At 65.2% G+C, this 24,526-nt stretch carries 25 protein-coding genes; 6 read left to right on the top strand and 19 right to left on the bottom strand.

From position 1 onward, the window contains the following. Positions 1-19 precede the first annotated feature (19 nt). Positions 20-415 (top strand): DUF4345 domain-containing protein, encoded by a 396-nt coding sequence (locus AC2EBU_RS05810; RefSeq protein ID WP_484609414.1) that lies wholly within the window; start codon positions 20-22, stop codon positions 413-415. A 97-nt stretch (positions 416-512) separates the two neighbouring features. Here the strand turns inward: AC2EBU_RS05810 and AC2EBU_RS05815 are convergent, their stop codons facing one another. The 5 genes from AC2EBU_RS05815 to AC2EBU_RS05835 are packed head-to-tail and all read right to left on the bottom strand — an operon-like array spanning position 513 to position 4,964. Next, positions 513-1,535, bottom strand: coding sequence for a YeiH family protein (locus tag AC2EBU_RS05815; RefSeq protein ID WP_484609415.1), 1,023 nt, complete (start codon positions 1,533-1,535; stop codon positions 513-515). 2 nt (positions 1,536-1,537) lie between these two features. Then, complete coding sequence (locus AC2EBU_RS05820) at positions 1,538-2,398, bottom strand: SDR family NAD(P)-dependent oxidoreductase (RefSeq protein ID WP_484609416.1); 861 nt, start codon at positions 2,396-2,398, stop codon at positions 1,538-1,540. Next, positions 2,395-3,372: a tripartite tricarboxylate transporter substrate binding protein gene (locus AC2EBU_RS05825; RefSeq protein WP_484609417.1), complete on the bottom strand. Its 978-nt coding sequence runs from the start codon at positions 3,370-3,372 to the stop codon at positions 2,395-2,397. Before AC2EBU_RS05825 ends, AC2EBU_RS05820 begins: the two co-directional genes overlap by 4 nt. Before the next feature lie 56 nt (positions 3,373-3,428). Continuing rightward, positions 3,429-4,484, bottom strand: coding sequence for a beta-keto acid cleavage family enzyme (locus AC2EBU_RS05830; protein ID WP_484609418.1), 1,056 nt, complete (start codon positions 4,482-4,484; stop codon positions 3,429-3,431). A 48-nt stretch (positions 4,485-4,532) separates the two neighbouring features. Continuing rightward, positions 4,533-4,964, bottom strand: a complete 432-nt coding sequence (locus tag AC2EBU_RS05835; RefSeq protein WP_484609419.1) for a carboxymuconolactone decarboxylase family protein — start codon at positions 4,962-4,964, stop codon at positions 4,533-4,535. Between the two features lie 151 nt (positions 4,965-5,115). Here AC2EBU_RS05835 and AC2EBU_RS05840 point away from each other — a divergent pair, with 151 nt between their 5' ends. Next, positions 5,116-6,180, top strand: coding sequence for an AraC family transcriptional regulator (locus AC2EBU_RS05840; RefSeq protein WP_484609420.1), 1,065 nt, complete (start codon positions 5,116-5,118; stop codon positions 6,178-6,180). A 388-nt stretch (positions 6,181-6,568) separates the two neighbouring features. On the opposite strand, the gene AC2EBU_RS05845 is transcribed toward AC2EBU_RS05840, so the two are convergent. The 11 genes from AC2EBU_RS05845 to paaZ all read right to left on the bottom strand — a co-directional run bounded on the left by AC2EBU_RS05845 (position 6,569) and on the right by paaZ (position 15,667). Then, positions 6,569-7,513 carry a hypothetical protein gene (locus AC2EBU_RS05845; RefSeq protein ID WP_484609421.1) on the bottom strand — a complete coding sequence of 315 codons (945 nt, stop codon included), beginning with the start codon at positions 7,511-7,513 and terminating at the stop codon, positions 6,569-6,571. Beyond that, complete coding sequence (locus tag AC2EBU_RS05850; RefSeq protein WP_484609422.1) at positions 7,510-8,181, bottom strand: hypothetical protein; 672 nt, start codon at positions 8,179-8,181, stop codon at positions 7,510-7,512. The genes AC2EBU_RS05845 and AC2EBU_RS05850 overlap by 4 nt, the downstream gene beginning before the upstream one ends. A 45-nt stretch (positions 8,182-8,226) precedes the next feature. Further along, positions 8,227-9,129: a helix-turn-helix transcriptional regulator gene (locus AC2EBU_RS05855; RefSeq protein WP_484609423.1), complete on the bottom strand. Its 903-nt coding sequence runs from the start codon at positions 9,127-9,129 to the stop codon at positions 8,227-8,229. Positions 9,130-9,224: 95 nt separating this feature from the next. Then, positions 9,225-9,413, bottom strand: a complete 189-nt coding sequence (locus tag AC2EBU_RS05860; protein ID WP_484609424.1) for a hypothetical protein — start codon at positions 9,411-9,413, stop codon at positions 9,225-9,227. Between the two features lie 488 nt (positions 9,414-9,901). Beyond that, positions 9,902-10,282 carry a hypothetical protein gene (locus AC2EBU_RS05865; protein WP_484609425.1) on the bottom strand — a complete coding sequence of 127 codons (381 nt, stop codon included), beginning with the start codon at positions 10,280-10,282 and terminating at the stop codon, positions 9,902-9,904. Next, complete coding sequence (locus AC2EBU_RS05870) at positions 10,210-10,656, bottom strand: hypothetical protein (RefSeq protein WP_484609426.1); 447 nt, start codon at positions 10,654-10,656, stop codon at positions 10,210-10,212. Before AC2EBU_RS05870 ends, AC2EBU_RS05865 begins: the two co-directional genes overlap by 73 nt. A 388-nt stretch (positions 10,657-11,044) precedes the next feature. Then, entirely contained in the window at positions 11,045-11,635 is a 591-nt protein-coding gene (locus AC2EBU_RS05875; RefSeq protein ID WP_484609427.1) for a cold shock domain-containing protein, read from the bottom strand. A gap of 99 nt (positions 11,636-11,734) precedes the next feature. Then, positions 11,735-11,953 (bottom strand): hypothetical protein, encoded by a 219-nt coding sequence (locus AC2EBU_RS05880; RefSeq protein WP_484609428.1) that lies wholly within the window; start codon positions 11,951-11,953, stop codon positions 11,735-11,737. Between the two features lie 492 nt (positions 11,954-12,445). After that, the gene (locus tag AC2EBU_RS05885) at positions 12,446-12,763 is read right to left on the bottom strand and encodes an addiction module antidote protein (protein WP_484609429.1); all 318 of its coding nucleotides are present in this window, start codon (positions 12,761-12,763) and stop codon (positions 12,446-12,448) included. A 2-nt stretch (positions 12,764-12,765) separates the two neighbouring features. Then, positions 12,766-13,059: a type II toxin-antitoxin system RelE/ParE family toxin gene (locus AC2EBU_RS05890; RefSeq protein ID WP_484609430.1), complete on the bottom strand. Its 294-nt coding sequence runs from the start codon at positions 13,057-13,059 to the stop codon at positions 12,766-12,768. Between the two features lie 562 nt (positions 13,060-13,621). Continuing rightward, positions 13,622-15,667 carry a phenylacetic acid degradation bifunctional protein PaaZ gene (paaZ, locus tag AC2EBU_RS05895; protein WP_484609431.1) on the bottom strand — a complete coding sequence of 682 codons (2,046 nt, stop codon included), beginning with the start codon at positions 15,665-15,667 and terminating at the stop codon, positions 13,622-13,624. Between the two features lie 281 nt (positions 15,668-15,948). Between paaZ and AC2EBU_RS05900 the strand changes: the two genes are divergently transcribed. From AC2EBU_RS05900 to AC2EBU_RS05915, 4 genes are all read left to right on the top strand, one after another. Continuing rightward, on the top strand, positions 15,949-16,875 hold the full coding sequence (locus AC2EBU_RS05900) for an esterase/lipase family protein (protein WP_484609432.1): 927 nt from the start codon (positions 15,949-15,951) through the stop codon (positions 16,873-16,875). A 15-nt stretch (positions 16,876-16,890) separates the two neighbouring features. After that, a complete protein-coding gene (locus tag AC2EBU_RS05905) occupies positions 16,891-17,814 on the top strand; it encodes a hypothetical protein (protein WP_484609433.1) in 924 nt (307 codons plus the stop codon). A 127-nt stretch (positions 17,815-17,941) separates the two neighbouring features. After that, positions 17,942-19,003, top strand: coding sequence for an alpha/beta hydrolase family protein (locus AC2EBU_RS05910; protein ID WP_484609434.1), 1,062 nt, complete (start codon positions 17,942-17,944; stop codon positions 19,001-19,003). Positions 19,004-19,308: 305 nt separating this feature from the next. Continuing rightward, positions 19,309-19,929, top strand: a complete 621-nt coding sequence (locus tag AC2EBU_RS05915) for a hypothetical protein (RefSeq protein WP_484609435.1) — start codon at positions 19,309-19,311, stop codon at positions 19,927-19,929. 1,055 nt (positions 19,930-20,984) lie between these two features. Here AC2EBU_RS05915 and AC2EBU_RS05920 read toward each other — a convergent pair. From AC2EBU_RS05920 to AC2EBU_RS05930, 3 genes are read right to left on the bottom strand one after another with little or no spacing between them, the layout of a single operon-like run. Further along, positions 20,985-21,302 carry a hypothetical protein gene (locus AC2EBU_RS05920; protein WP_484609436.1) on the bottom strand — a complete coding sequence of 106 codons (318 nt, stop codon included), beginning with the start codon at positions 21,300-21,302 and terminating at the stop codon, positions 20,985-20,987. 60 nt (positions 21,303-21,362) lie between these two features. Next, positions 21,363-22,328, bottom strand: a complete 966-nt coding sequence (locus AC2EBU_RS05925; RefSeq protein WP_484609437.1) for an FAD:protein FMN transferase — start codon at positions 22,326-22,328, stop codon at positions 21,363-21,365. Further along, the gene (locus AC2EBU_RS05930) at positions 22,309-24,516 is read right to left on the bottom strand and encodes a PepSY domain-containing protein (RefSeq protein WP_484609438.1); all 2,208 of its coding nucleotides are present in this window, start codon (positions 24,514-24,516) and stop codon (positions 22,309-22,311) included. Before AC2EBU_RS05930 ends, AC2EBU_RS05925 begins: the two co-directional genes overlap by 20 nt. Between the last annotated feature and the right edge of the window lie 10 nt (positions 24,517-24,526).

A 24,526-nucleotide genomic window follows, 5' to 3' on the forward strand; every position in this document is an offset into this window, starting at 1 on the left:
GGGCCGCTGAGGAGACACCATGACCCGTTTCACCCTGTTCGGCGCCGGCCTGATGATGCTGGTGGTCGGCACGCTGCACCTGCTGGCCCCGCAGATGATGATGAAAGAACCCGGCATCGCCCTGGAGACCGTGAACCACCTGCACGTGGTCCGCGCGGCCTACGGCGGGGCCTACCTGGGCATTGCCGCGCTGTTCCTGGCGGGAGCCTTCCGGGTGGTGGACACCCGCGCGGCGCTCAGCGCGGTGGCGATCATCTTCGGCGGCTTTGCGCTGGGGCGGCTGGTCAGCGTGGTGGCCGACGGCCTGCCGGTGCCGCTGTACCTCGGGGTGCTGGGTGCCGAACTGTTTTTCGCCACCTGTGCGGTGCTGGCACTTCGGGGTGCAACCCCGGCCGGCGCCGGCGGCAGGCACTGAATTCGCCCCATCCGGACGCCCGGAGCCGTTGGCACAGGCCTGCGACCGCACAGCTCCCCCGGCGTCAGGTTCAGGGCAGCCACGGAGGGAACCGGCCTCATCGCCCGCCGGCAAACAGCCCCGCCAGCACCACCCCCCCCAGAAACAGCGTCTCGCCCAGCATCAGCGCCACCGGGCGCCAGCCCACCGTGGCCAGCTCGGCCAGGCGGGTCTTCATGCCGATGGCGGCCATGGCCGCCACCAGGCAGCCGCGCGAGACCTCGCCGCCCAGCGCCTGCACCGGCGCCGGCACCCAGCCGGTGCTGTTCACCGCCACCAGCGCCGCGAAGACGACGACAAAGCCGGGCAGCAGCGGCGGGCGTTCGGCCCCCGGCTCGCCGCCGCTGCGGGCGCGGGTGATGGCCACCGCCAGCAGGATCACCGGCAGCAGCAGGGCCACGCGCAGCAGCTTGACCACGGTGGCCACATCGCCGGTTTCGCGCGACAGGCTGTAGCCCGCGCCCACCACCTGGGCCACGTCGTGAATGGTGGCGCCCAGAAAGATGCCGGCCTGCGCCGCGTCCATCCCGGCCGCCCGCACGACCATCGGGTACACCACCATGGCCAGCGTGGACAGCGCGCTGACACCGATGACGGTGAACAGCGTGGCGCGTTCCTTCAGCGGGTGCGCGGGCAGCGCGGCGGACAGTGCCAGCGCGGCCGAGGCGCCGCAGATGGCGGTGGCGCCCCCGGTCAGCAGGCCGAAGATCGCCTGAAAGCCCATGCGCCGCGCCGCCACCATCGACACGCCGATGGTCAGCGCCATCGACCCCACCACCAGCGCCACCGGCTGCCAGCCCAGCGCCTGCACCTGCGCGACCGTGATGCGCAGGCCCAGCAGCGCAATGCCCAGGCGCAGCACCGTGCGCGCGGTGAACCCGATGCCGGCCGCGCAAGGACCCTCGCCAGCCAAAAAATTCATCGCCAGGCCCAGCAGCAGCGCAAACAGCATCACCGGCGCGCCGTAGTGGCCCGACAGGAAAGCCGCCGCGGCCGCCACCACCGCGCAGGCCATGACACCCGGCGCCAGCGCGCGCGCCTGCTCGCGCCCGCCGGTCCAGATCGTCCGGATCGGTGCCACGCTCAGATCACGCAGCCGCCGTTGGGGCTGATGACCTGCCCCACCAGGTAATGCGGGTCGCACGCCAGGTGCACCACGGTGGCGGCGTATTCGGCCATCGTGCCCAGGCGCCCGGCGGGAATCATCTGCCACAGGCGGTGGCGGGCGGTCTCGTCCAGGCTCGCCAGGTACGCCTCGAAATCCGGGGTGTGCACGCCACCCGGCGCCAGGGCATTCACCGCGATGTTGGCGCCCGCCACCTCGGCGGCCACCGCTTTGGTGAAGGCCACCACCGCCCCCTTGGCGGCGCTGTAGTGCGGGCTGTGGGCGCTCATGGCCGAGATGCCGGCCACCGACGCGATGTTGATGATGCGACCGTAGCGCTGCGGCTCCATCAGGCGCAGCACCGCGCGGGTGCAGTAGAAGACACCGTGCACGTTGACGGCCCAGAAGCGCAGCCATTCGGCGTCGGTCATCGCGGTGGTGAAGCCCAGCGCGCGCCGGGGCTCGGGGGTGGTCAGGTAGCTGTAGTGCGCGCTGCGCCGCTGCTGGTCCGCCGGGCCGGCGGGAATCAGCGCCGCGTTGTTCACCAGCACATGCACGGTGCCGAAATGGCGCGCGGCCTCGTCCACCAGTGCGTCCACCGCGGCGCTGTCCGACACGTCGCACACGCGGGCGAGCACTTCGGCGCCCAGCGCCTGCAGCCGCTGGGTGGTCTGCGCCAGCCGCTCGGGGTCGATGTCGCAGATCACCAGCCGGGCGCCGGCCTCTGCCAGCGCCACCGCCAGCGCGCCGCCCAGCCCGGGGCCCGCGCCGGTGACCAGGGCCACCGGGTTGGGCACTGCCGCAACCGGGCGGCGGGCCGCTGCGGCAATGGCGCTCATTCCGGCTTGAAGCCCACCGCCTTGAGCGCGGCGGCCTGCCGGTCGGAGGCGGTGCGCAGCGCGCGGGCCAGATCGTCAGGGGTGGAGGCCGGCGCCGGGTCCAGGCCCAGCGCGGCAAAGCGCTGGCGCACGGCGGGCTGCTCCAGCACCTTGGCCGTGGCCTCGCGCAGGCGGGCCTGGGCAGCGGCGGGCACGTCGGCGGGCAGGAACAGGCCCATCCAGGCGGTTTCGGTCAGGTCCTTGTAGCCCAGCTCGGCAAAGGTGGGCACGTCCGGCAGCAGGGCCAGCCGGCTGGGCGCGGTGGTGGCCAGCACCTTGAGCTTGCCAGCCTTGATCATCGGGATCGAGGTGGCGGGCCCGTCGAACATGAAGGCCACGTGGCCGCCCACCACGTCGGTCAGCGCCGGGGGCGAGCCCTTGTAGCCCACGTGGGCCATGTCGGTGCCGGCCAGCTGGTTCAGCGTCAGGCCCAGCGTGTGCGACAGGCTGCCGGGGCTGTAGGACGCGTAGCTCACCTTGCCCGGGTTGGCCTTGATGTAGGCCACCGCCTCTTTCACATTGGCCGCCGGCACCTGCGGGCCGGCCACGAACAGCAGGCCGGTGCGGGCCAGTTCGGCCACCGGGCGCAGCTCTTTCATCGGGTCCAGCGGCAGCTTCATCGCGTGCGGGATTTCCGACAGCAGGCCGTTGACCGACACCATCACCGTGTGGCCGTCGCGCGGGGCTTTCAGCAGCTCCTGCAGGCCGATCAGCCCGGCGGCGCCGGGTTTGTTGTCGACCAGCACCGGCTGGCCGAGCTGCTGCGACAGCCCCTCGGACAGGGTGCGCGCCATCACGTCGGCGGTGCCGCCGGCCGGCGCCCCGACCACGATGCGCAGCGGCTTGTCGGGAAACTGCGCCCAGGCGGGCGCGGCAGCGGCCAGGGCGGCGCCGGCCAGGGCCAGCAGGGTGAAACGGCGGTTCAGCGTGTTCATGAATGTCTCCTTGGTGTTCAGGGGTGATCGTGTACTGTTTTCATGCGAATTTGATTTCAAGCTACCCGGCGCAGCGGCATGCCGCGCACACCAGCGGCGCGGTTGGGTGCCAGGCCGAGCTGGGCCAGGGTTTCGTCGGCGCTGCTGTAGTGGGTGCCGATCTGGTAGATGGCCCGCGCCTGCGCGCCGGTGGCCACCTCGCGGTGCAGCTCGCGGGACAGGCGCACCATCTGCTCCACCTGCTGCACGCTGGTCATGCGTTCGCCTTTCTTGCCCCAGAGGTTGTCTTCGATGCCGCAGCGCACATGCAGGCCCATGGCAATCGCCATCGCGCCCAGCGGCGCCACGGTGCGCATGATGCCCTCGACGGTCAGCACCGCGCCGGGCGGGGTGCGGCGCACAAACTCCATCAGGTTGAACGGGTTCGGGCCGTCGGCGCCGCCGCCGATCATCACGTGGTTCAGCACCAGCGGGCCGGTGTAGACACCGCGGCGGATCAGCCGCTCCACGGTTTCGAGCTGGCCCACGTCGCCCAGCATGAAGTGCGGCTGGATGCCCGCGGCCTGCAGGCGGCGCAGGTGCTCGGCCACAAAGGCCGGGCCGGAGGGGATGGTCATCTCGCTGTAGGCGGCCTGGTAGGCGGGCAGTGCGAGCGACGTGCCGGCCACATCGTCGGCGCTCATCAGCTCGCAGACGTTCATCTGGTTGGTGTTGATGGCGATCGTCACCTGGTCCGGCGTGGGGGTCAGCTCGGCCAGCATGTGGCGGGTGTCGTCGTTCAGCCATTTGGCGTCGCCGCCCTCGCCTTCCGGCGCGAACGAGATCGAGCCGCCCACCTGCAGCAGCATGTCCGGCACCGCTTCGCGCAGACGCGCCAGCATCTCGTTGAACATCGACAGCCGCTTGGAGCCCTGGCCGTTTTCCTCGCGGCAGTGCACGTGCAGCACGGTGGCGCCGGCGTTCCAGCAGTCCACCGCTTTCTGGATCTGCTCGTCCATCGTCACCGGAATGTCGGTGGAGTCCTGGGGCAGAAATTCGGGGCCGTAGGGCGCGACCTGGATCACCAGGGGTTGCTGGTTTTCGGGCAGCAGGGAGTCGTCGAGAAATTGCATGGTGAAAGTCCTTGGGGTGGGCGGTGGGGGATGGGTGAAGACAAGCCTTCAGGCCTGCGCGGCGGGTGCCGGCGCCTGGGGGGAACGGGTCTGGAACGCGGCCAGCTCTTCCTGCAGGATCGGCGCGCCCAGGCTCATGGTGTGGATGCCGAGCACGCTGGTCAGCTGCAGCACGGCGGTGATCTGCTGCGGGGTGGCGCCCAGCTCCAGCGCCTTGCGGATGTGGCGGCGCACGCCGGGCGCGTACATGTGGGTGCACGAGGCATCGACCGCGATGGCGATGAACTCGATGGTCTTCGCGTCCAGCACGCCGGACATCATGGGCTTCAGGCCCATGGCCATGAAGCGCTCGGTCCAGTCCGGGTCCAGCTCGGCAAAGGGCGTCCAGTTGGGGTTCCACTCGCCGGTGCGGCGCAGGTGGTCACACAGCGGGGTGGCGGATTCGGCCGCGGCGGCGGGGGCATTCGGGGCAGTGGTCATGGGGCTCCTCGGGTGGCGCTGCATCGTTGACACCTGAAGTTCTGATGCAGATCAAACCCGTATTCTGGGAATCCGCCGCGCCCATGTTTTGCTTTTCGGGACAGGCATTTATCATTTCGGGACAACTCCGGGCAAACCCACCCCCGCCGCCATGACCGATTTCGTCCGCGCTGCCACGCTGACCCACTTCCCCGAGGTGGCGCGCGCCGCCGGGCTGGACCCGCTGCGCCTGCTGGCCGCCGCCGGGCTGGACGCCGCCTGCCTGCGCGAGCCCGAGCTGCGCGTGCCCGCCGCCGCCGTGCAGCGCCTGCTGGAAACCGCCGCCGCCCAGGCCGGCCAGGAAAATTTCAGCTTGCGCATGGCCGAAAGCCGGCGCCTGTCCAACCTGGGCGTGATCGGCCTGCTGGTGCGCGAGCAGGCCACACTGCGCCAGGCGCTGGCCACCCTCACCCGCTACAGCCGGCTGCACAACCAGTCGCTGTTTTTGCAGTGCGAAGAAGCCGACGGTGTGGCCGTGATCCGCGAAGAAACCCTGCTGCAGGGCGCCGCCGCCCCCGCCACCGGCCTGCGCCAGGCCACCGAGCTGACGGTGGGCGCGCTCTACCGCTTTCTGAGCCTGCTGCTGGGGCCGGACTGGCGCCCGCGCCGCGTCTGCTTCACCCACGCCGCGCCGCGCGACACCAGCGTGCACCAGCGCCTGTTCGGCCCGGTGGTGCGGTTTGACCAGGACTTCAACGGCCTGGTGCTGGCCAGCCGCGACCTGGACACCCCCCTGCCCTCGTCCGACCCGGTGATGGCCCGCTACGCCCGCCAGGTGCTGCAGGCCGCCGAAGACGCCGCCGACCGCAGCCTGGCCGCCGAGGTGCGCCAGCTGATCCTGGTGCTGCTGCCCGCCGGCCGCTGCACCGTGGAACAGGTGGCCCGCCAGCTGGGCGTGGACCGCCGCACCGTGCACCGCCAGCTCGCCCGCGAAGGCACCGCCTTCACCACCCTGCTGGACGCCACCCGCACCGAACTCGCCCGCCGCCACCTGGCCCAGCCCCAGCGCCCCCTGTCCGAAGTGGCCCAGCTGCTGGGCTTCTCCGGCCTGAGCGCCTTCTCACGCTGGCACCGCAGCCGATTTGGCGACACGGCCAGCGCGCGGCGGGGGCGTGGCGGGGAGGCTGGGGGCGACGCCGGGTTGCCGCCGGGCGGTGGTTTGGGTGCCGGGGGGTGAAATCCGGATGAAAAAGACCGGTTCCCAGCGTGGAATGGTCGTTGTTTGCTCTGGACTAAGAAATTTAATCCCCGCATCACCAGGATTCAACCCTCCATATAGGAAACCCAGTTCCGGAGACAAGGGGAATGCAAAGAAAAATTTGCACCGCACTGAATTACCAAGGCCGAAATCAAAAAGCAATGATCACTTTCCTATTAGGTTTGCACTCGAATCACCTTCGCAACACCGAATGGGTTCCATTTTTTGTAGAATTTCATATAGAGTGATGAGCACAAATATCTTGCAAATTTCAGCACCCAAAATCTAATTCAATTTATACAATTGAAAACAATGACATCGCCAAAATATTAAAATATTTATAGATTTTGTGTTTTGCACACCAACATCACGTCTTCAAGAAAAGATAAGGATTATTTTTCTCTTGATCCAATCGCTCAATATAATCACCGCCATTGATCCGGCGTGTGTACAGATAGTCAATCATGTAGGGTTTACATGCTGCGGCGTCGGTCGCATCACGAAGGACCTTTATAGCAGCAAATCCCTTTTCAACAGAAGAGCCGAATGATAATGGCGTCAAAGACGAAAACAAATTGTTGTACTCGGAGGAAACGGCTTCAGAAACAGTCAGCGCATGACGCAGTTCATTGGTCCGGATACGACAATCGATACGGACGCTGTTGCAAAGCATGAGCATCTGAACCATTTGCCAGAAAATTTCCGGATCGATTTGACCTTTCGTTTTAGCGATAAATGCAATTTCACCTTCAAAGTACGCGGCCTGATCGCCCAATGCTGCGGCGACTTCAGAATATTCTACGCGAGGATCAGAGAGCGCCTGCGCTTGCTGGGTTCGTTGCAAGAGGCTTTTGGTGAGGTGCAGTTGTTTTCGCAAGTCCCGGTGTCCGGCATTTTCGAATCCAGCTTTGATAGTTTCACTGAGCTGATCGATGCGACTCTCCAAGGAATTGAAACGCTTGTGCATGTAGTAAAAACCTGCAACGCTAACGCCAACACCGGCAAGGGAGACGCCAAGTGTCGCCACCTGTAATGTCTGTAGCGTTTCCATCATTTCCTTGAGTTGGTTGATCTTAACGCCAGCATAAATACTCGCTCCAGCGTTAATTACATCAGCCGCCATAGAAATCGGTGCAAAAGGACCAGCGCCCAAACCAGACATCACAGATTGCGCAACTCCTGTCTCCTGCAAATGACGAACGATCTGTCCGGTGGCGGAGTCTTTTAGAATCGTCCCATATCGTACAAGTTCGCCACTTGCAACTCGACCAAAGACTTGCGACGGTATTTCGAAGGCAATAGTGCTGATCATGATCCATTAGCTTCCAGTAGTTTTCTTGCAAGATGTTGAGCTTGATCGCGATAGTGCTCAGCGAGTCCTGAGGGCTTAAAAATAAATGTACGAATTCTAGAATTAATTAAATCCTCATTACTAGGTTTAAAACCAACATCATGAAGGACCCGACATTCTCCAGTCAGCGTGTAGACATCAAAGGTCAGTTCGAATATTTCCAGTAAACCCCATTTTTTTGCGCAATCATTCAACCTTTTTTCTTCTTTTCTAAGTTCCAAAACAAACGGAGCGCGCACTATATGTATAAACTCTGACTGAAGCACCTCATCTGATGGGCGAGTTATTAATCCCCTCACCAGCCCCACCCCCCTAATTTCTTCGAAAACATGTTCTTCAAAGGCATTCTGCAATCGATTCAAGGTAATAGTTATATTAGCATGGCAGGCATCACGCCAATCCAACACCTCGCGGCGAAAAGCCATTTGTGACAGTTTTTTAATATCAACCAAGGATTCGAGCGGAACAATATTATTCTCCACCAACCCCATATCGCCCATTTGATAAAAATCCTTCTGATTTATTATTTGCTTTTCTTCACCACTCGACCAGAAAGATCTTACATCTCTATTCAAAAATGTGGCGGCTTTACCCCATATTTTATTTGAATTATTTTCGGCTTTTGTCATTTTGAATTTAGAGGGGTTTTGAATTTAATTTATTTAATTAATTTTCTAGGCGATCGCTTTCGAATATTTTTTAAGCTGTACAAGCAATTCGGTATTCCACTCTTTCGGAGCTTCGATCATCACGCTCGGTATCCAGTACCGCACTATCGGCAATATCTGGTTTGGATGTCCAACGGTGGTCTCGACTTTTATCGAACCGTCTACGTTTTCTTGGAGCACCTTCTGGTGTGGGATCAGTTGTCGCCGCTTGAAATATTCGGCTGCTTCTGGCGCCACTGACAGCAGCACCTTTTGAGGTTGTGGTGAATGCCATATGCCCTCTTCTGCCTCAACAGACGATTCGACGACCGGATCTGGGATGAACGTTTCAGCTTGCATTTCCACCGACCGGATCTTCCCCACGCCGAAGGTCTTGAGTCTCCCGTCATGCACGGCAGCCAAGTACCAAATTCCCTTGGTGTTAACCAGTCGGTATGGCTGAACGGCGGAGTAGCGTTTGGTCCGCCCATTTCTGTGCATTTCCAAGTTCAGCAACCGAGTGTGTAAAACAGCCTCTTCCAGTCTGCTGAAGATCGCGCGGTGTTCAGACAGGTCTTCGTAGTGATGACCGTGTACCAGCCAGGGCGGAGGAGTTTGGTCCGTCAGCAAGTCTTTCAAATAGTCGCGGCTCAGCGACGGGAACAGACCTTTGAGGCCCGTCAATGAGGCAAATCGCTCGATGTCCGCGAAGTTCAGTTTGCCTAAATGAGCGGGTTCGAGGTGGTAGCGGCCACGGGTTTTAAGCAACGGCAGGTACGCGAGGCGAACTTTCAGATCCCGCTGAATGGTTCTGACGTGTGTACCGAACTCTTCAGCCAATTCTGAGGGGTCAAGATAATCCCCTTGATTTAGCTTGATCAGAATGTGCGACAGCCGGTATGCAATGGTGTCGCGCTGTCCGGTAGCCATGGTTGAGCGAACCTTCCGTGTCTTGCGCCGCACAGATGGACATCGGCCATCCTTTGGCGCACTGTTTCTTCGTCAAGACCTTACACGATATGTTGTCAGCCTTGGCGACCAGGGCCAGCTTTTTTCTTGCGCAACCACAACCAAGCAGCCGTAATCAGCCCGGCAAAGATGACAAACAGGAGCAGTTTGACCGCCAAGGTCAGGATACTCGCAGTAGCAGACAGGGCGCCAAGCTTGATGAACATCCACGAAAACGAAAGGCCAAGAAACGCGATCCAGAACATGTGAAAACTCCAATAAGCAGTTGAGGGCTTCAGTGTGGAGAGTGGTTTGGACAGGTGGTGTCGTTTTTGACAGCGAGTTGTCCTGGCGACGCACTTTTTTCGCGTGACTCCGGGGTGTCCGATTTTTTGGGTGCGGATCATCGTTGGTGCTCCATGGCGGAGTGGAGTTGGACTCCAACTCCAAAGGGCGTGAGTTCCGCCGAACGCAGGGATGAAGCTACCGGCGACCCCAGCGATCAAGCCTAAGCATCCGCAGAAGAAAATTTCAAGCCAAAACACCCGGTTCCCAGCGTGGAGCGGTGATTGTTCGCTACTCTTTTCATATCAAACCGCCTCCTTCCTGACGCCGCCACCGACACACACCGGGCGCTGGGCGCGCCTCGCGGGCGGGTGCTGGGGGTCGCACGTGGAGCGGGGCCGCTGCGCACGCAACTTCGCAGCAACGTCACCGCCCGGCAGCGGGTCATGCGTGTGGCGTCTTCGCCGGATCAATTGCTGGGTGCCCTGGGCATTTCAGCTCCCGCACGGCGCTCGCGCAGCCCGGCGATGTAGCGCAACTGCCCCTGCGCCGTGCGGTCGTCCGGGTTCAGCTGCAGGCACTGGGCGTAGAGCTTTTCGGCGTCGTCCAGCTGGTTCAGCTCGATGCGCACATAGGCCTGGCCCCGCAGTGCCCGGCCCCATTCCGCCTTGCGGCTCTCGGGTGACGAGAATTCCCGCGCGGCTTTTTCGGCCGCCGCGAAGGTCTTCTGGGCTTCGGTCCAGTTTCTGGCCAACAGGTGCAAGTGCCCGCGCTCGTTCAGGTAGTGGGCGTTCTGGGGCGACAGCGCGATGGCGCTGTCCAGGGCCGCAGCCGCCTCAGACGAGCGCATGAGCTCACCCAGCGCATAGCCTTTGAGGAAATACGCCATGCCCCAGGCCCCGGGGAATAGACCCTGACGTTTTGTCGGGGCTGCGCATCGGCGCCCTCCAGCACATAAAACAGCGTTTCAGCGGCGCCCATGGCGGAATAGACCCGGGTCTTGCCGTCCCGGTAGCGCTGCTCGTAGGCCTGGATGACCGGTTCGAAATGCTGGGCGATGGCCTGCGCCGGCTGCCCGCCGCGCATCACCCCGATGCCCTCGACCAGCTGGGCTTGCAGCCGCTTGTCATCCAGCGGCGGCGCGCCGGCCGCCTGGCCCCATGCCGAAACCCACCCCGCCACCGCAAGCAGCACGCCCACCACCACTTTGACCATGACACCCATGTTTCCCCCCATCAAGTTTGCGTTGCAAGGCAGTCTACGTGCCGGCCCGCGCGCTGTCGCGGACACCCCTGTCAGATTTGACAGTCATCTGCGCTGGCGCGGTGCCAGGCCGGGGAGAAGTCAGGATATTTTTGGACGATACCCAGCGTCAACGGGTGAATGTTTGCTATGGATTCAAAAGCAAAAAGCCGCCCGAAGGCGGCCGGTGAGTGGGTGCGCGTGTGGGGGCCGGATGGATCGCGGCGGGCGCTTCGGCAACGAGCCATTGATCGGTCAGCTTCATGCTGCCGGGAGGCAGTGTGTATGCGAACGGTCAAGGGCCACCATTTGTGCACCCCGGTGACGGATGTCCGTTCCAGCGAAGAGGCTCGCCGCCCGCGCTATTTGGCTATTTGGCGAACGGACGGGTGCACAACTGTTGCTCACAAGGTATCCCATCGTTGTTGCCGTCCATCGTCGTACCGGGGCAGTTGTTGATGAACCAAGTTGCCTCGGCACAGGAAGTCATCTGCGAGCAGTGAGTTCGACCGTCGCAACGAAACGTCGTGGTTGCAGTCGTGGGCGCTGCTGCAACCGGTGCTTCGATTGAGCGACCGAGCGACGGTGGCGTCTCCGAAGCCAGTGCGCGACGATGTTGGCCTGCGGCGAAGTGCTGGTAAGCCCATGCGCCGGCGACAAGGACAAACGCAAGGACGACCAGGTTGCCGACCAACGAAGACTTTGTGTTCCGAGTTTTGACACCAGCCGATCTGGCGGGTCGATCCACACCGATGGCCAAGCGAACAACTTTGACTGCCTGGGCCTTTCCATCGCGGCCCCGCCCAAGCTCGTAGCTGAGTTTCTCTCCGACAGTCGGTCGGGAGCCGTCGCGCGGGAACTCACTGATGTGGACAAATATCTCTGCGCCTCCTTGCGTCGGGGCAATGAAGCCGAACCCGCGTTCATCATTCCAACTGCGGAGCGTTCCGAAAAGTTGCATGCGAGGCCTAACGAATAGAAGGGACTTCCCCGTCCCGGGTGATCCGCGCAGTGGCGGGGTGCGGCATCCAGGCGCCACGTCGGGAAATGCAATCTCTCATCAACTCACTCGCTTTTCGGAAGTGGAACCCTTGATCATTTTCACCATGGGCATCGATCTCGCCAACAAACTCTTTGCCCTCCATGGCATGGATGCCACACGCAAATCAGGCGTGCCGTGTTGTCTATTGCGGCCAAAAACGCGCGCATGCGCCAAGCGATGATGCAGGGCGGCTTGGCGTTTACCCACAACAACCGCGGTCGTTAAACGAATTTGCATGGTTTCTCCGCAAAGTGTTTGAAATCAACGGCCGACCGCCGCAACCGGTGCGCTTGATCAGGTTGACCAGGTCCGAGCAACCCGACGGCTTCTACGCCCAAGCCTCAGTTTTCCCAATCACCCGCGCGAACCCGTTTGCGCCTCGAACGACAGCCTACCGACCCGAGCGGCTGGCGTCCAGCGAGACGCGGCGTTGGTGTGCGGGCCGGCGCCGGGTGTGGCGCCACCGGCCCGACCGGGCTGCTCACAACCCCGCAAACACGCCCAAACGACCTGCCCGGCCAGTTTTCAAGCCAAAACACCCGTTACCCAGCGTCAAAAGGTGATGGTTTGCTATTGATTCAGAAGTAAAAAAGCCGCCCGAAGGCGGCCTGGTGGGTGAGTGAAAGGGCGGGTGACCGCTGGCGCTTCGCAGACGGGCCAGCTGTCGGTCAGGTTGTTGGCGGTGTGGGTAGCGTGCGTACGACGGCTGTGACGCGACCGGATGCAATTTCAGGCCGGCTGGGCGTGCAGGCGAACGCCCAGAGCGCGTGCAACTTTGAGCACCGTCGCGAAGCTGGGATTCCCGCCTTCGCTGAGCGCACGGTACAGGCTCTCCCGGCTCAGGCCTGCTTCCTTGGCAACCTGGCTCATGCCCTTGGCCCGAGCGATGTCCCCCAACGCACGTGCAATGCCGGATACGTCATCCGGCGCCTCTTCCAACCACGCATCCAGATAGGCGGCCATCTCCTGCGGGGTGCGCAGATGTTCAGCAACATCGTACGCGGAGGTTTTGAGTTTGGCGGTGGACTTGCGAGCAGTGCTGGCCATGTTCATTCTCCGAATGCCTGTGCCAGGCGGATGGCCCTGGCAATATCCTTGGACTGTGTGGACTTGTCGCCGCCGACGAGCAGAAGCAGCAGGCGATCACCGCGCTGGGTGTAGTAGACACGATAACCCGGACCCACATCGACCTTGAGTTCGGAAACGCCGTCGGTCAGGTTGCGGTGCGTGCCGGGGTTGCCATGGGCAAGGCGATCAACCCGCATCAGTATGCGAGCCCGCCCAGCGAGATCCGTCAATCCATCGAGCCAGTCGCGGAATTCGTCCGTCTTTTCGACACGCATCCGTTGATCGTAGCCCATAAGCTACATCGAGCGCAACCGTGCGTGTGGCGTCGAACGAAGCGTTACCCGGCTTGCAGCGGCGTGGCGCCCTGGCCGTGACGCGTCCGGGTCAATGCCAAGCGAGGCTGCGCTGTCTGCACGGCGTTCTGCATCTTGCTGGTGCAGGCGCATCGCCTCCGCCTGCAGGGCGACCACAATGTCGTGTTGCGGTTGTTCGTCACGTGAGAGATGTCAACGTCGTCTGGCGAGACGCGCAGTGGCAGCGATGAACGGTCGAGCGGGCCAAGGAATGCGGCGCGGGTGCTCAGGCCGGCGCCGGGTGTGGCGCCATCGGCCCGCCGGCCGGCTCACAACCCCGCAAACGAACCGCAGCAGCCTGCGCGACCAGATTTCAAGCCAAAACACCCGTTACCCATCGTCAACAGGTGATGGTCTGCTATTGATTCAGAAGTAAAAAGCCGCCCGAAGGCGGCTGGCGGGTGGGTCATCGGCTGCATGACCGGGTGAATCACCGGGGGGGGCACCGGCTGCCAGCCCGTGCGCACCGGCCTTCCGCCGTGGGTCAGCCCTTCTTGGCCACCAGGGTCAGGATGTCGTAGCTGGCGACCAGTTCGCCGTGCTGGTTTTTCACTTCCACGTCCCAGGCGACCACGCCCTGGCCGTTGCCGTTGGCGTCTTTTTTGTTGCGGTCGATCTTGCGTTTGCAGGTCAGGCGCACCTGGATGCTGTCGCCAATCGCCACCGGCTTGACGAAGCGCAGCGTGTCCAGGCCGTAGTTGGCCAGCACCGGGCCGGGTTCGGCCACGACGAACAGGCCGGCGGCGTCGGACAGCACCAGGTAGCCGTGGGCGATGCGCTGGCCGAAGGGCGAGGCCTTGGCGGCTTCGTCGTCGAAGTGCATGTAGAACATGTCGCCCGTCAGGTGGCCGAAGGCGTGCACGTCTTCGTCGCCGATCACGCGGCTGGGGGTGAGCAGCGATTCGCCGATCTGGATCTCTTCAAAGTGGCGGCGGAACGGGTGCACGCCGGTTTCCAGCACGGCGCCGCCGCGCACGTATTCGCGCGTCACCGCCGTCAACATGGTGGGTGAGCCCTGCACCGCCGCGCGCTGCAGCAGATGCGTGACGGCGCGCAGGCCGCCCAGCTCTTCGCCGCCGCCGGCGCGACCCGGGCCGCCGTGCTTGAGCACCGGCAGCGGCGAGCCGTGGCCGGTGGATTCAGCCGCCGAGACGCGGTCGAGCACGTGCACGCGGCCGTGCAGCGCGGCCAGCGCCGGCACCATGGTCGCGGCCGTCTCCGGGCTCTTCGTGATGAGCGAGCACACCAGGCTGCCCTGCCCGCGCGCGGCCAGTTGCAGGGCTTCTTCCACGCGGTCATACGGCATCAGCGTGCTGACGGGGCCGAAGGCTTCCACGTCGTGCACTGCAGCATTGGCCAGCGGGTTGCGCGCCAGCAGCAGCGTGGGCTGGAAGAAGGCGCCGGCGGCGGTGCCCTCGCCCACCGGGGCAAAGCCCTCGCCGCCGCCAAAGACCACTTCCGCGCCCTGGCGCAGCAGCGCCACGCGCTCGGCCACGTCGGCCTGCTGCGCGTGCGAGGCCAGCGCGCCCATCTTCACGCCGTCCACCAACGGGTCGCCCACCGCCACCTTGGCCAGGCGGGCGGCAATGCGCTCGGCCACGGCGTCCAGGTGCTGGCGCGGCACGATGGCGCGGCGGATGGCGGTGCATTTCTGGCCGGCCTTGATGGTCATCTCGCGCACCACCTCCTTGACGAACAGGTCGAACTCTTCGTCGTCGGGCGTCACTTCGGGCGCCAGGATGGCGCAGTTCAGCGAGTCCGCCTCGGCGTTGAACGGGATGCTGTGGCGCACCACGTTCGGGTGCACGCGCAGCTTGGCGGCGGTGTCGGCCGAGCCGGTGAAGGTGACCACGTCGCGGCCGTCCAGGCGGTCCAGCAGATCGCCGGTGGAGCCGATCACCAGCTGCAGCGCGCCCGCGGGCAGGATGCCGGATTCGTTCACGATGCGCACCATCGCTTCCGTCAGGTAGCTGGTGGCGGTGGCGGGCTTGCCGATGCAGGGCATGCCGGCCAGGAAGCTGGGCGCGAACTTTTCCAGCAGGCCCCAGATGGGGAAGTTGAAGGCGTTGATGTGCACCGCCACGCCGCCGCGCGGCACCAGGATGTGCGTGCCGCCGAACAGGCCCTTTTTGCCCAGGTTCAGCGCCGGGCCTTCGTGGATGAGGTTGCCGCTGGGCAGCTCGGCCGCGCCGGTGCTGGCATAGGAAAACAGCGTGCCGCTGCCGCCTTCGATGTCGATCCAGCTGTCCACCCGGGTGGCGCCGGTGTGGGCCGAGATGGCGTACAGCTCTTCCTTGCGCTCACCCAGGTATTTGGCCAGCGCCTTCAGCCGCGCGGCGCGCTGCTGGAAGTCCAGCGCCAGCAGGCCCGGCAGGCCCACGCGGCGGGCGTAGTCCACCGCCTCGGCAAAGTCGAGCGCTTCGGCATGCGTGTGGGCCACGGTCTGGCCGTTGACGGCGCTGCGCAGCGCCTGGGCCGGCTGCGCGCCGATCCAGCGGCCGCCGATGAAGCTTTGGAGAAGAGTGGTCATGACAGCCTCGACAGGTAAGAAAGAGGAAGTGGGCGGGAAACGGAACGCGAAGCGCGAATATTAACCGACCGATGGGTCGTGAAATATCGTGCATATCCCGATAGAGCAAGGGAATTTTCCTGGGGACCTTGCGTGACGGAACCCGGGGGAAACAGCAATGTAATGCATCTCGTTAACCCTTACGGGTTTACGCTAGAAAAAAAACGAACGTTCGTTCGTATATTCCGCCCAGTCGCAGTACCCCTCCACCCCGCCCCTTGTCTTTTCTGGAGAAAAGTCCGATGAAGCGCTTCCTCGCCGCCTGCGCGGCTTCCCTGGCCCTGCTGGGCACCCCGGTCGCCCTCAATGCCGCCGACACCTACACCCAGACCCGCCACCCCATCGTGCTGGTGCATGGCCTGCTGGGTTTTGACGCGCTGGGTCCGGTGCAGTATTTCTACGGCATTCCGTCGGAGCTGCGGCGCAGCGGCGCGGTGGTGCACACCGCCAGCGTGTCGCAGTCCAACAGCACCGAAGTGCGCGGTGAGCAGCTGCTGCGCGAGCTGCAGGGCCTGCAGGCCCGCTACGGCTACACCAAGTTCAACCTGATCGGCCACAGCCACGGCGGCAGCACCTCGCGCTATGTGGCCGCCGTTGCGCCCGGCCTGGTGGCCAGCGTGACCACCGTGGGCACGCCGCACAAGGGCAGCAAGGTGGCCGACGCGGTGGCCGGCATCACCAGCTTCACCGGCACCACCGGCGCCGTGGCCGCGCTGGTCAACGGCCTGAGCAGCGTGGTCGCCTACCTGTCGGGCAGCGGCGCCAACCCGCAGAACGCGCTGGCCTCGCTGCAGTCGCTGTCCACCGCCGGTGCGGCCGACTTCAACCGCCGCTTCCCGCAGGGCGCGCCCACCACCGCCTGTGGCCAGGGCGCCGAAGTGGTCAATGGCGTGCGCTACTACTCCATGGGCGGCACCTCGGTGCTGACCAATGTGCTGGACGTGTCCGACGGCTTCCTCGGCGCGGCTTCGGTGTTTTTTGGCTTCGAGCAGAACGACGGCCTGGTCGGCCAGTGTTCCAGCCACTGGGGCAAGGTGCTGCGCGACGACTACAACTGGAACCACATGGACGAGGTCAACCATGTGTTCGGCCTGCGCAGCTGGTTCAGCTCCGACCCGGTCAGCGTCTATCGCACCCAGGCCAACCGGCTCAAGTCGCTGGGCCTCTGATCGGCCGGCTGCGCCATGTCCACCGGGCTTGCCTTGCACGCGACACCCCCGCGCGCCGGCACACTGCGCCGGCGGATCGTGGCGGGCGCCGCGCTGGTGGCTGCCATGGCCCTGGTCCTGTGGTGGGCCGTGCCGAGCCCGGCGCCGGTTGAGGCCCCGCCCACCGCCACCGACACCCGCCCCGTTCACGCCGGCATGACCAACCCGTTTGGCACGACCCCCGGTCCGGGCACGGGCGCCGGAAACTCATCGGGCGCCCAGCGTGCCGCCGAAATCCCCGACCTGCGCCAGACCTCGCTGGCCGGCACCAGCGCCGACGGCGACTGGGCGGTTGGCGCCGACGGCCGCCTGACCCCCAGCCACACGCTGCGCCGCCGCTTCGACTACTACCTGACGCTGGTGGGCGAGGTGCCGCTGGACAGCCTGCGTGCCCTGGTGGCCCAGCAGGCGGCGGCTGAATTGCGCGAGCCCGCACTCAGCGCCGTGATGGCCCTGTGGGACCGGTACGTGGCGCTGCAGCAGACGCCATGGAAACACGCGGTGGACCTGCGCCGCCGCGACACCTGGGCAGCGGCGCTGGCCGAGCGCAGCCAGGGCCGCCGGGCCGCCCTGGGCGCCGAATGGGCCGAGGCCTTCTACGCCGACGAAGAGCGCGAGCTGGCCGCCATGATCGCCGGCCAGCCGGGCAGCCCCGCCGCGACCGGCGCCACCGGCGCGCCGCCCGCCCACCCTCAGGCCGCCGAGCGCGAGGCCGCCGTCGCCGCCCAATGGCAGCAGTGGGAGCAGCGCCTGGCTGCCGCCCGCCAGCAATTGCAAGCCCTGAACACCGACGCCACCCTCACCCCCGCCCAACGCGCCGAACGCGCCGACCAGCTGCTGGCCGCGCAGTTCACCGGCACCGAGCTGACCCGAGCGCGCGGGGTGCTGCTGGGACGCTAACAGAGCTGAGGAGGGGCGCCGCCGAACCCAACAAGGCGCCCGTTCACGCGGTTTTCCAGACGGCAATGAGGTCATTGAGGTGCCTGGGCCTGGCACCCTGGTGCCGGCGTTACGATTTCTCCACCTTATGAAATCCGATCATTCGACACACACCGGCCGCCAACGTCACAGGTTCTGGGTCGCGGGTCTGCTGGGCATCTGTGTCGCCGCAGTCAGTCTGGACGGCCCGCGCGCTCAAGAGGCCGGGCAAACGGTCGCAATCTCCGCTTCACCCGCTCCAGAAGCTTTGGCAGTGGACGCGTCGCGGTTCACCGCACAAGACTTCGATTGGTTCGACAGCGAGCGCCAGCGACAAGTGCCCGCGAAACTGTATCTGCCCGCCGGAAAGCCTGCGGTGGGGTCGGTCCCTCTGGTCGTCTTTTCGCACGGAATCGGCGGCTCCAGGGACGGCTACCGCTATCTCGGTCAGTACTTCGCCGCGCACGGGTATGGCAGCCTGCACGTGCAGCATGTGGGCAGTGACCGTCAGATATGGCGGGGCAATCCGTTTGCGCTGACGGCCCGCTTGAGCGACGCGGCGCAAGCTGCTGAGGCGCTCCATCGCGTGCAGGACCTTCGCTATTCGCTCGATACGATCCTGGCTGCCCCAGTGGGCGCACTGTTCGACACCCGGCGAATCGCCGCCGCCGGTCATTCCTATGGCGCCAATACCTCCATGCTGATTGCAGGGGCGCAGTTCGAGCAGCAAGGGCGAACCGTGTCATTGCAAGACCCCCGAATCAGCGCGGCCATCCTCATTTCAGCGCCCCGCTTGTACGACCAGGGCGATCCCAAGCGAATCCTTGGCAGCATTGACATTCCGACGCTTCACATCACCGCCACCGAAGACGTGATCCAGATCCCCGGCTACTTCTCGGGCCTCCAGGATCGGGTGGACATTTTCCAGGCCATCGGCAGCGAACGTGGGGCTCCCAAGGTCCTTGCCGTTTTCAACGGCGGGTCGCACAGCATCTTCACCGACCGCGCAGCCACCGGCGGGCTGGACCTGAACCCCAAGGTAAAAATCGCCACCCGCCAATTGGCGCTGGCCTTCTTGAACGCGATACCTGCGCGCGATCATCAGGCGATGGATGCCTGGCCACGGGACAACGCCGGCCTTCTTGCCCGATTCGAAAAGCGCGAACCTTAGCCCGCTTGCCACCGCGCCACGGGCGTTCATCTGACCACACCCCGGCATGCGGCGCGTCAAAGCCTTCCAAGCTTGCGATCCGTCTTCAAGCCACGGGTTCGATCCCGCTGGCGGAAAGCCGGACGGCGGCCATCGCCCCTTCCCGCCGCCCGCGCAAGTTCCGGCTGCACGCGCATATTCCCGAAGTGTCTCGTCGAAATTTTCTGCTTTTGGCGAAGCGATTCGCCCCCAGATCGGACCTTTGAGTCCCCTTGCGGCGCCGCCCCCCCCGGCGCTCTTCGCAACCCGAGATCGGAGGCCACACCATGCAAACCCATCTGGACGAGCTGCTGGCGCGTATCCGCGCGCTGCAGGAAGAGGTTGAAGACGAATATCACCAGCAGCGCAGCGTCTGGGAGGCGCGGCGCCAGGCGCTGGCGGGCGACCTGTCGCGCCAGCAGCGGCGCTACAAGATCGGGCTGTTCCGCTTTCTGCGGCGCTCCAGCCTGCTGGCGGTGATCACCGCGCCGGTGATCTACCTGGGCTGGATTCCGTTTGTGCTGATGGACCTGTTCGTCACGCTCTACCAGGCGGTGTGTTTCCCGGTGTACCGCATTCCCAAGGTGCGGCGCGCCGACTACCTGGTGTTCGACCGCGAAGATCTGCCCTACCTGAACGCGATCGAAAAGTTCAACTGCTTTTACTGCTCCTACGGCAACGGCGTGGCGGCCTACACCCGCGAGGTGGCCGCACGGACCGAGCAGTACTGGTGCCCGATCAAACACGCCCGCCGCATCCGCGACGCGCACGGCCGTTACCCCAGGTTCTTCGACCACGGCGACGCCGAAGCCTTCCGCCAGGGCCTGGCGCGGCTGCGGCGGCAGTATGAGGACGAGACGCGCCAACCCGGGGGTGGTGTTCCGCCGGACGGACCGGGGCGGGACTGAGGTGGGGGCGGCGGGCGGGATCTGGTGGACGGTGGCCGTGGCGAAATCTGGATGAATTTGACCGGTTCCCCACTTTTAATGGTCTCTTTATGCTATTGAATCAGGAGTTTCGGGAGAGCTGTTCGCGGGAGCGAATCAGGCTGGTTCGAGCCTGAGAAACCCTTGTCCAACGGCTGTTTCAGGCTTGGTCCGGTCATTCAGCTCGTTCGATGCTGATCGACTTCGCTGATGGCGAGGCGCCACCAAAACAAAGGAATCGCCTCTGGGCGGGCCAATGAATGCTGGCACTTACCACGTGTGTTCCTCCCTGTATTTGCCAGAAATTCGACCGTCGCGCTCCCTGACTTCGCAGACAAATACATTTGCCAAGAATCCGGAGAACCGAGCTTGATGTCGAGTTGTTCCGGACACTGGCGGCCATGTCAGCAACTGCGCACTTGCTTCACCAGCCTGGTATGCCAGGTGACTTGCATCCTTGCCGACTGGAAGTGAGGAACAGAATGCATCTGCAGCGGCTCGCGCTTCCCTGTCCTGTTTTGGACCGAGGTAAGCGAACCATAGGACGATCAACGCGATGCTTCCGAGCAGTCCGTAGCCAATTCCATAGGCTGCTATCTCCAATCTCGATATCGGCTTGACCATAGAGCGTTTACTTGATGCCAATAGCAACACGATGCGCTGCATTCTGGCAGACACAGTGCAAGGCGAGCCGTCGATTCCGGGGCTCCAGGTCGAATTGCAAAACAACCGGTACAAGAGTGCCCAACGACCGCATTCGCTGCACAACGGTCACCACCAGAGGCCGCCGCCACACCGCACACCGCACCGCCCCCCGCAGGCCCCCGCCCCATCACCACAGCCCCATCACCACAGCCCCATCACCACAGCCCCATCACCACAGCCCCATCACCACAGCCTCGCACCCACCCCGCCGGCCCAAACCACCCAAGTCACCCTTCCACCGCCAAAACCCCAATAAAAAAGCGACCATCCCATCACGGAATGGTCGCTTGTTGCCACACATTCAATAGCAATCAAAGGCCACCCTCACCCCCTCACACCACCTCCCACCCCAGCAACCCGGTCGCGGTGTTCGCGATCGGGATGTGCTCGTTGCCGTGCACCTTCTTGACCCCGGCGCCGCCGGCCGCGAGGGCGCCGCGCCTGGCCAGGCAGCTGAGCAGTTCCACGCCCTGGGTGCCGGCTTTTTCCACCAGTTCCAGGTCGCCGAACGGCGTGGCCCGTTCGGGGTCGGGTTCCCTGCTGTCCGGAAACGGCGGGTCAAAGCGCGGGTTGATGAAGCCGGCGCGCTCGAATCGGCGACCCGAAAGGGCCGCCAGCCCAGCGGTCGATGTTGCAGGCGCCGCCAGCACGCCGCAGGGCCCGGCCGGGCGCCAGGGTTGCGCTGCCGGTGGCCGCGTCGCCGAACGCCGCTAGTGGCCCAACCGGCCCAGTCCGACCTCGATCAGGCCTTCGGCGCGGCGCAGCAAAAAGAGCACATCCAAGCCCATGTGCTGTGCCATGGCAAGTCCGTCGTCGGGGCCTGCCACCAGCAGGGCCGTGGCCCAGGCATCGGCCTGCATGCAGCTGCTCGCCAGCACGGTGACCGAAACCACGGCGTTGTTCACCGGCGCACGGCGGCGGGGGTCCATGGTGTGGGCCAGGCGGGTATCGCCCACTTGCAGAAAGCGTCGGTAGTCGCCCGAGGTGGCCACCGCCACGTCATCGAGTTCGATGACGCCGTGCGCCGCGCGGCGCCCGGCCTCCGGGCGTTCGAGCGCCACCGCCCACGGCACACCGCTGGCCTGCGGGCCCAAAGCGCGCAGCTCACCATCCAGCGACGCCAGCGCATGCCGCACACCATGCTGTTGCAGCACGTGGACCATGCGGTCCACCGCGTAGCCCTTGGCAATGCCGCACAGGTCGAGCTGCACGGGATCGTGCTTGCGGGCCCGGCCTGCGCGACTGTCCAGCTCCAGGCAGCCGTTCGCATGGTGTGGTGTGGGCTGCCGCGCCATGCGGATCGCTTCCGGATCGGGGGTCTCGCGCACGGCGCCAAAGCCCCAGGCATCGACCAGTGGTCCCACGCAGGGGTCGAACGCGCCTGCGCTCAGGCGGTGGACGTCGAGCGCACAGGCCAGCACCTCCATGGTCTGCATCGGCAGGTCCACCCAGTCGCCCACCGGCGCGCGGTTGAGGCGCAGGAGGTCGCTGTGCGGCTTCCAGGGGGACATCTGCGCGTCCACCTGCTCCACCGCTCGGGCGAGGTCCAGGCGCAGGGCGGCCAGGTCGACCGTGTTTTCGGCATCAACACGGACCGACCAGCGTGTGCCCATGGTCGGGCCATGCAGGGTGGTGCGATGGCACGGCGCAGCGGATTCAGAAGACATCTTCGGCATACCGCTCCCTGGCTTTCAGGTTCGCGACGCTGAGCTGCAGTGGCGCCAGCACCGTGTCGAGCGCTTCGGCCACGCCCTGCGCCATGGCGCGGCTGCCGCACACACGCACGAGGGCGCCCTGCGCCACCAGGCGGCGCACGAACTCGGCGTCTTGGCGCAGGGCGTCCTGCACATAGCCACCGCCGTCGGGCACGCGCGAAAAAGCCGTGTGCAGCGTTGCCAGGCGCCCTTCGCCAAGCCAGCGCTGAATGTCGGGGTGGAAGTAGAAGTCCTGCGCCGGGTCGCGTCCACCAAAGTACAGGTGCATGGGCGTTCGCCGGTCGTTGCGACGGATGAAGCCCGCCAGCGGAGCAACCCCGGTGCCTGCCCCGATCAGCAACACCGGCTTGCGCTGGTGTGGCAAAGCAAATCCGGGGTTGGGCCGGATGAAGGCGGTGATGAGCCCCCCCGTCTGCAGGCCCAGCAGGTGCGTGGAACACAGCCCCCCGGGCATCTGGCGCACGCAGATTTCCAGAAACCCGTCCTGCCAGCCCGATGCCAGCGAGTAGTACCGCGGCACGGCCGAGCCGGGCGGCACGATGCCCACCAGATCGCCCGCCGCGAACGGCGCCAGGCCCTGCCCGCGCAGGCGGGCGCCAAGGCCTTGTGCAGGCCATGCAAAGCGCAGGATCGAGGTGGCCTGTCCGGCGGCACCGACGAAGTCCTGGCGCCCGATGAGCGTGAGCGCCGTGGTGGCTGGCACGGGCGGCACATGCTCCAGCACCAGGGGTTCGCCCAGCGCCTCGGCCAGGGCAACGCCCCAGCGCGCGAATTGCTGGCCCGATTGCTGGTGGATGCACTCCAGGGGCAGCAGCGCCGGCCAGGCGTGTGCGCGCAGCGTCTGGTCCAGCGCCTTGGCGAAGGCGCAGAAGGCCGGGAACTGCCGGTCGCCAAAGCCCAGCACGGTCACCGGCACCGCGCTGGCGGTGCGTGTGGCGATGTGGGCCAGCGCCTGGCGGGCGTGGGCCGGGGCCTGGCCTTCGCCATAGGTGGCTGCCAGCACAAACACCTGCCGTGTGGCGGCCGTGGTCTGAAAATGTTCCAGCGCGCTGGTGTGCACGCGGTGGCCGCACTGGTTCAGTGCGTCCTGCAGCGTTTGGGCAAAACCCCAGGTGCTGCCGCCCTCGCTGGCCACGAAGATCAGCACGTCGGCCTGCGCCAGGGTCGTGTTCCCCGTGATCCGCGGTGCCTGGCGGCGTGCCTGCCACCAGATGACAAGGCCCGACAGCCAGAACAGCAGCACGCTGGCACCCACCAGCCCGAGCACCACGGCCCAGGGCCAGGCCGCTTCGCCCGTGTGCAGCACCACGGCCCAGTCGTAGACGCGCTGAGCCAGGGTGGCGTCCTGCCAGGCCAGCATCTGGCCCGAGTACCGGTCGATCCAGCCCTGCCCCTGTGTGGTGGTGACCTTCCAGGTGTCTTCGGGGTCGGCGGCGCCCGGGAAATTCAGCTTGCGCAGATCCTGCACCACCAGGGTTTGCAGCGCAGCCAGCTGCGCGCCGGGCAAGGCTGGCTGGCCGCCAACCACCGACAGCACCTCCGGTTCGGTCCGGGCATCCAGCGTCACCAGCCCCAGCGTCGATGCGCTCATGGTCAGCGCCGTGATCGCGCTCAGGCACAGGACCAGGAGCACCACACGGCCCGCGACCACGTGGATGCGCTGCGCCAGCGAGCCACGCACCCGCGCCGCCAGCTGTCGCCAGCCGCCCATGCGCCGCAGCAAGAGCACCAGGGCCGAGATGCACAACAAGGCCATGGCCAGCGCAGTGCCCGCTGCGCCCCAGCGCCCGGCATCGCCCAGCAGCAGCGAGCGGTGCAGGTTCTTCACCCAGCGCGGCAGTGCCGAGGCTTGCCAGGCACCCAGGACCCGTCCATCGGCCGGGTCCACGTACTGCGCCTGCGGCTGGTCGCCGGCAAAGCTGAACACCACGATGGCACCCGAGGGCAGATGGCGAATTTCCTCAGCGCCTGGAACCGTGCGCGTCACGCGCTCCACCAGCGTGGCCACCGGCAGACCGCCCGGTGCGGTGGGGGCCTGCCAGGCCTGCTGCACCGGATCGATCGCCAGCATGGCGCCACTGACACCCAGCACCACGGCCAGGGTGCCCACGGTCAGTCCCAACCAGCGGTGGATGCCTTTCCAGCTCATGCGAGTCCCT

This window comes from Curvibacter sp. T50, assembly GCF_057219955.1.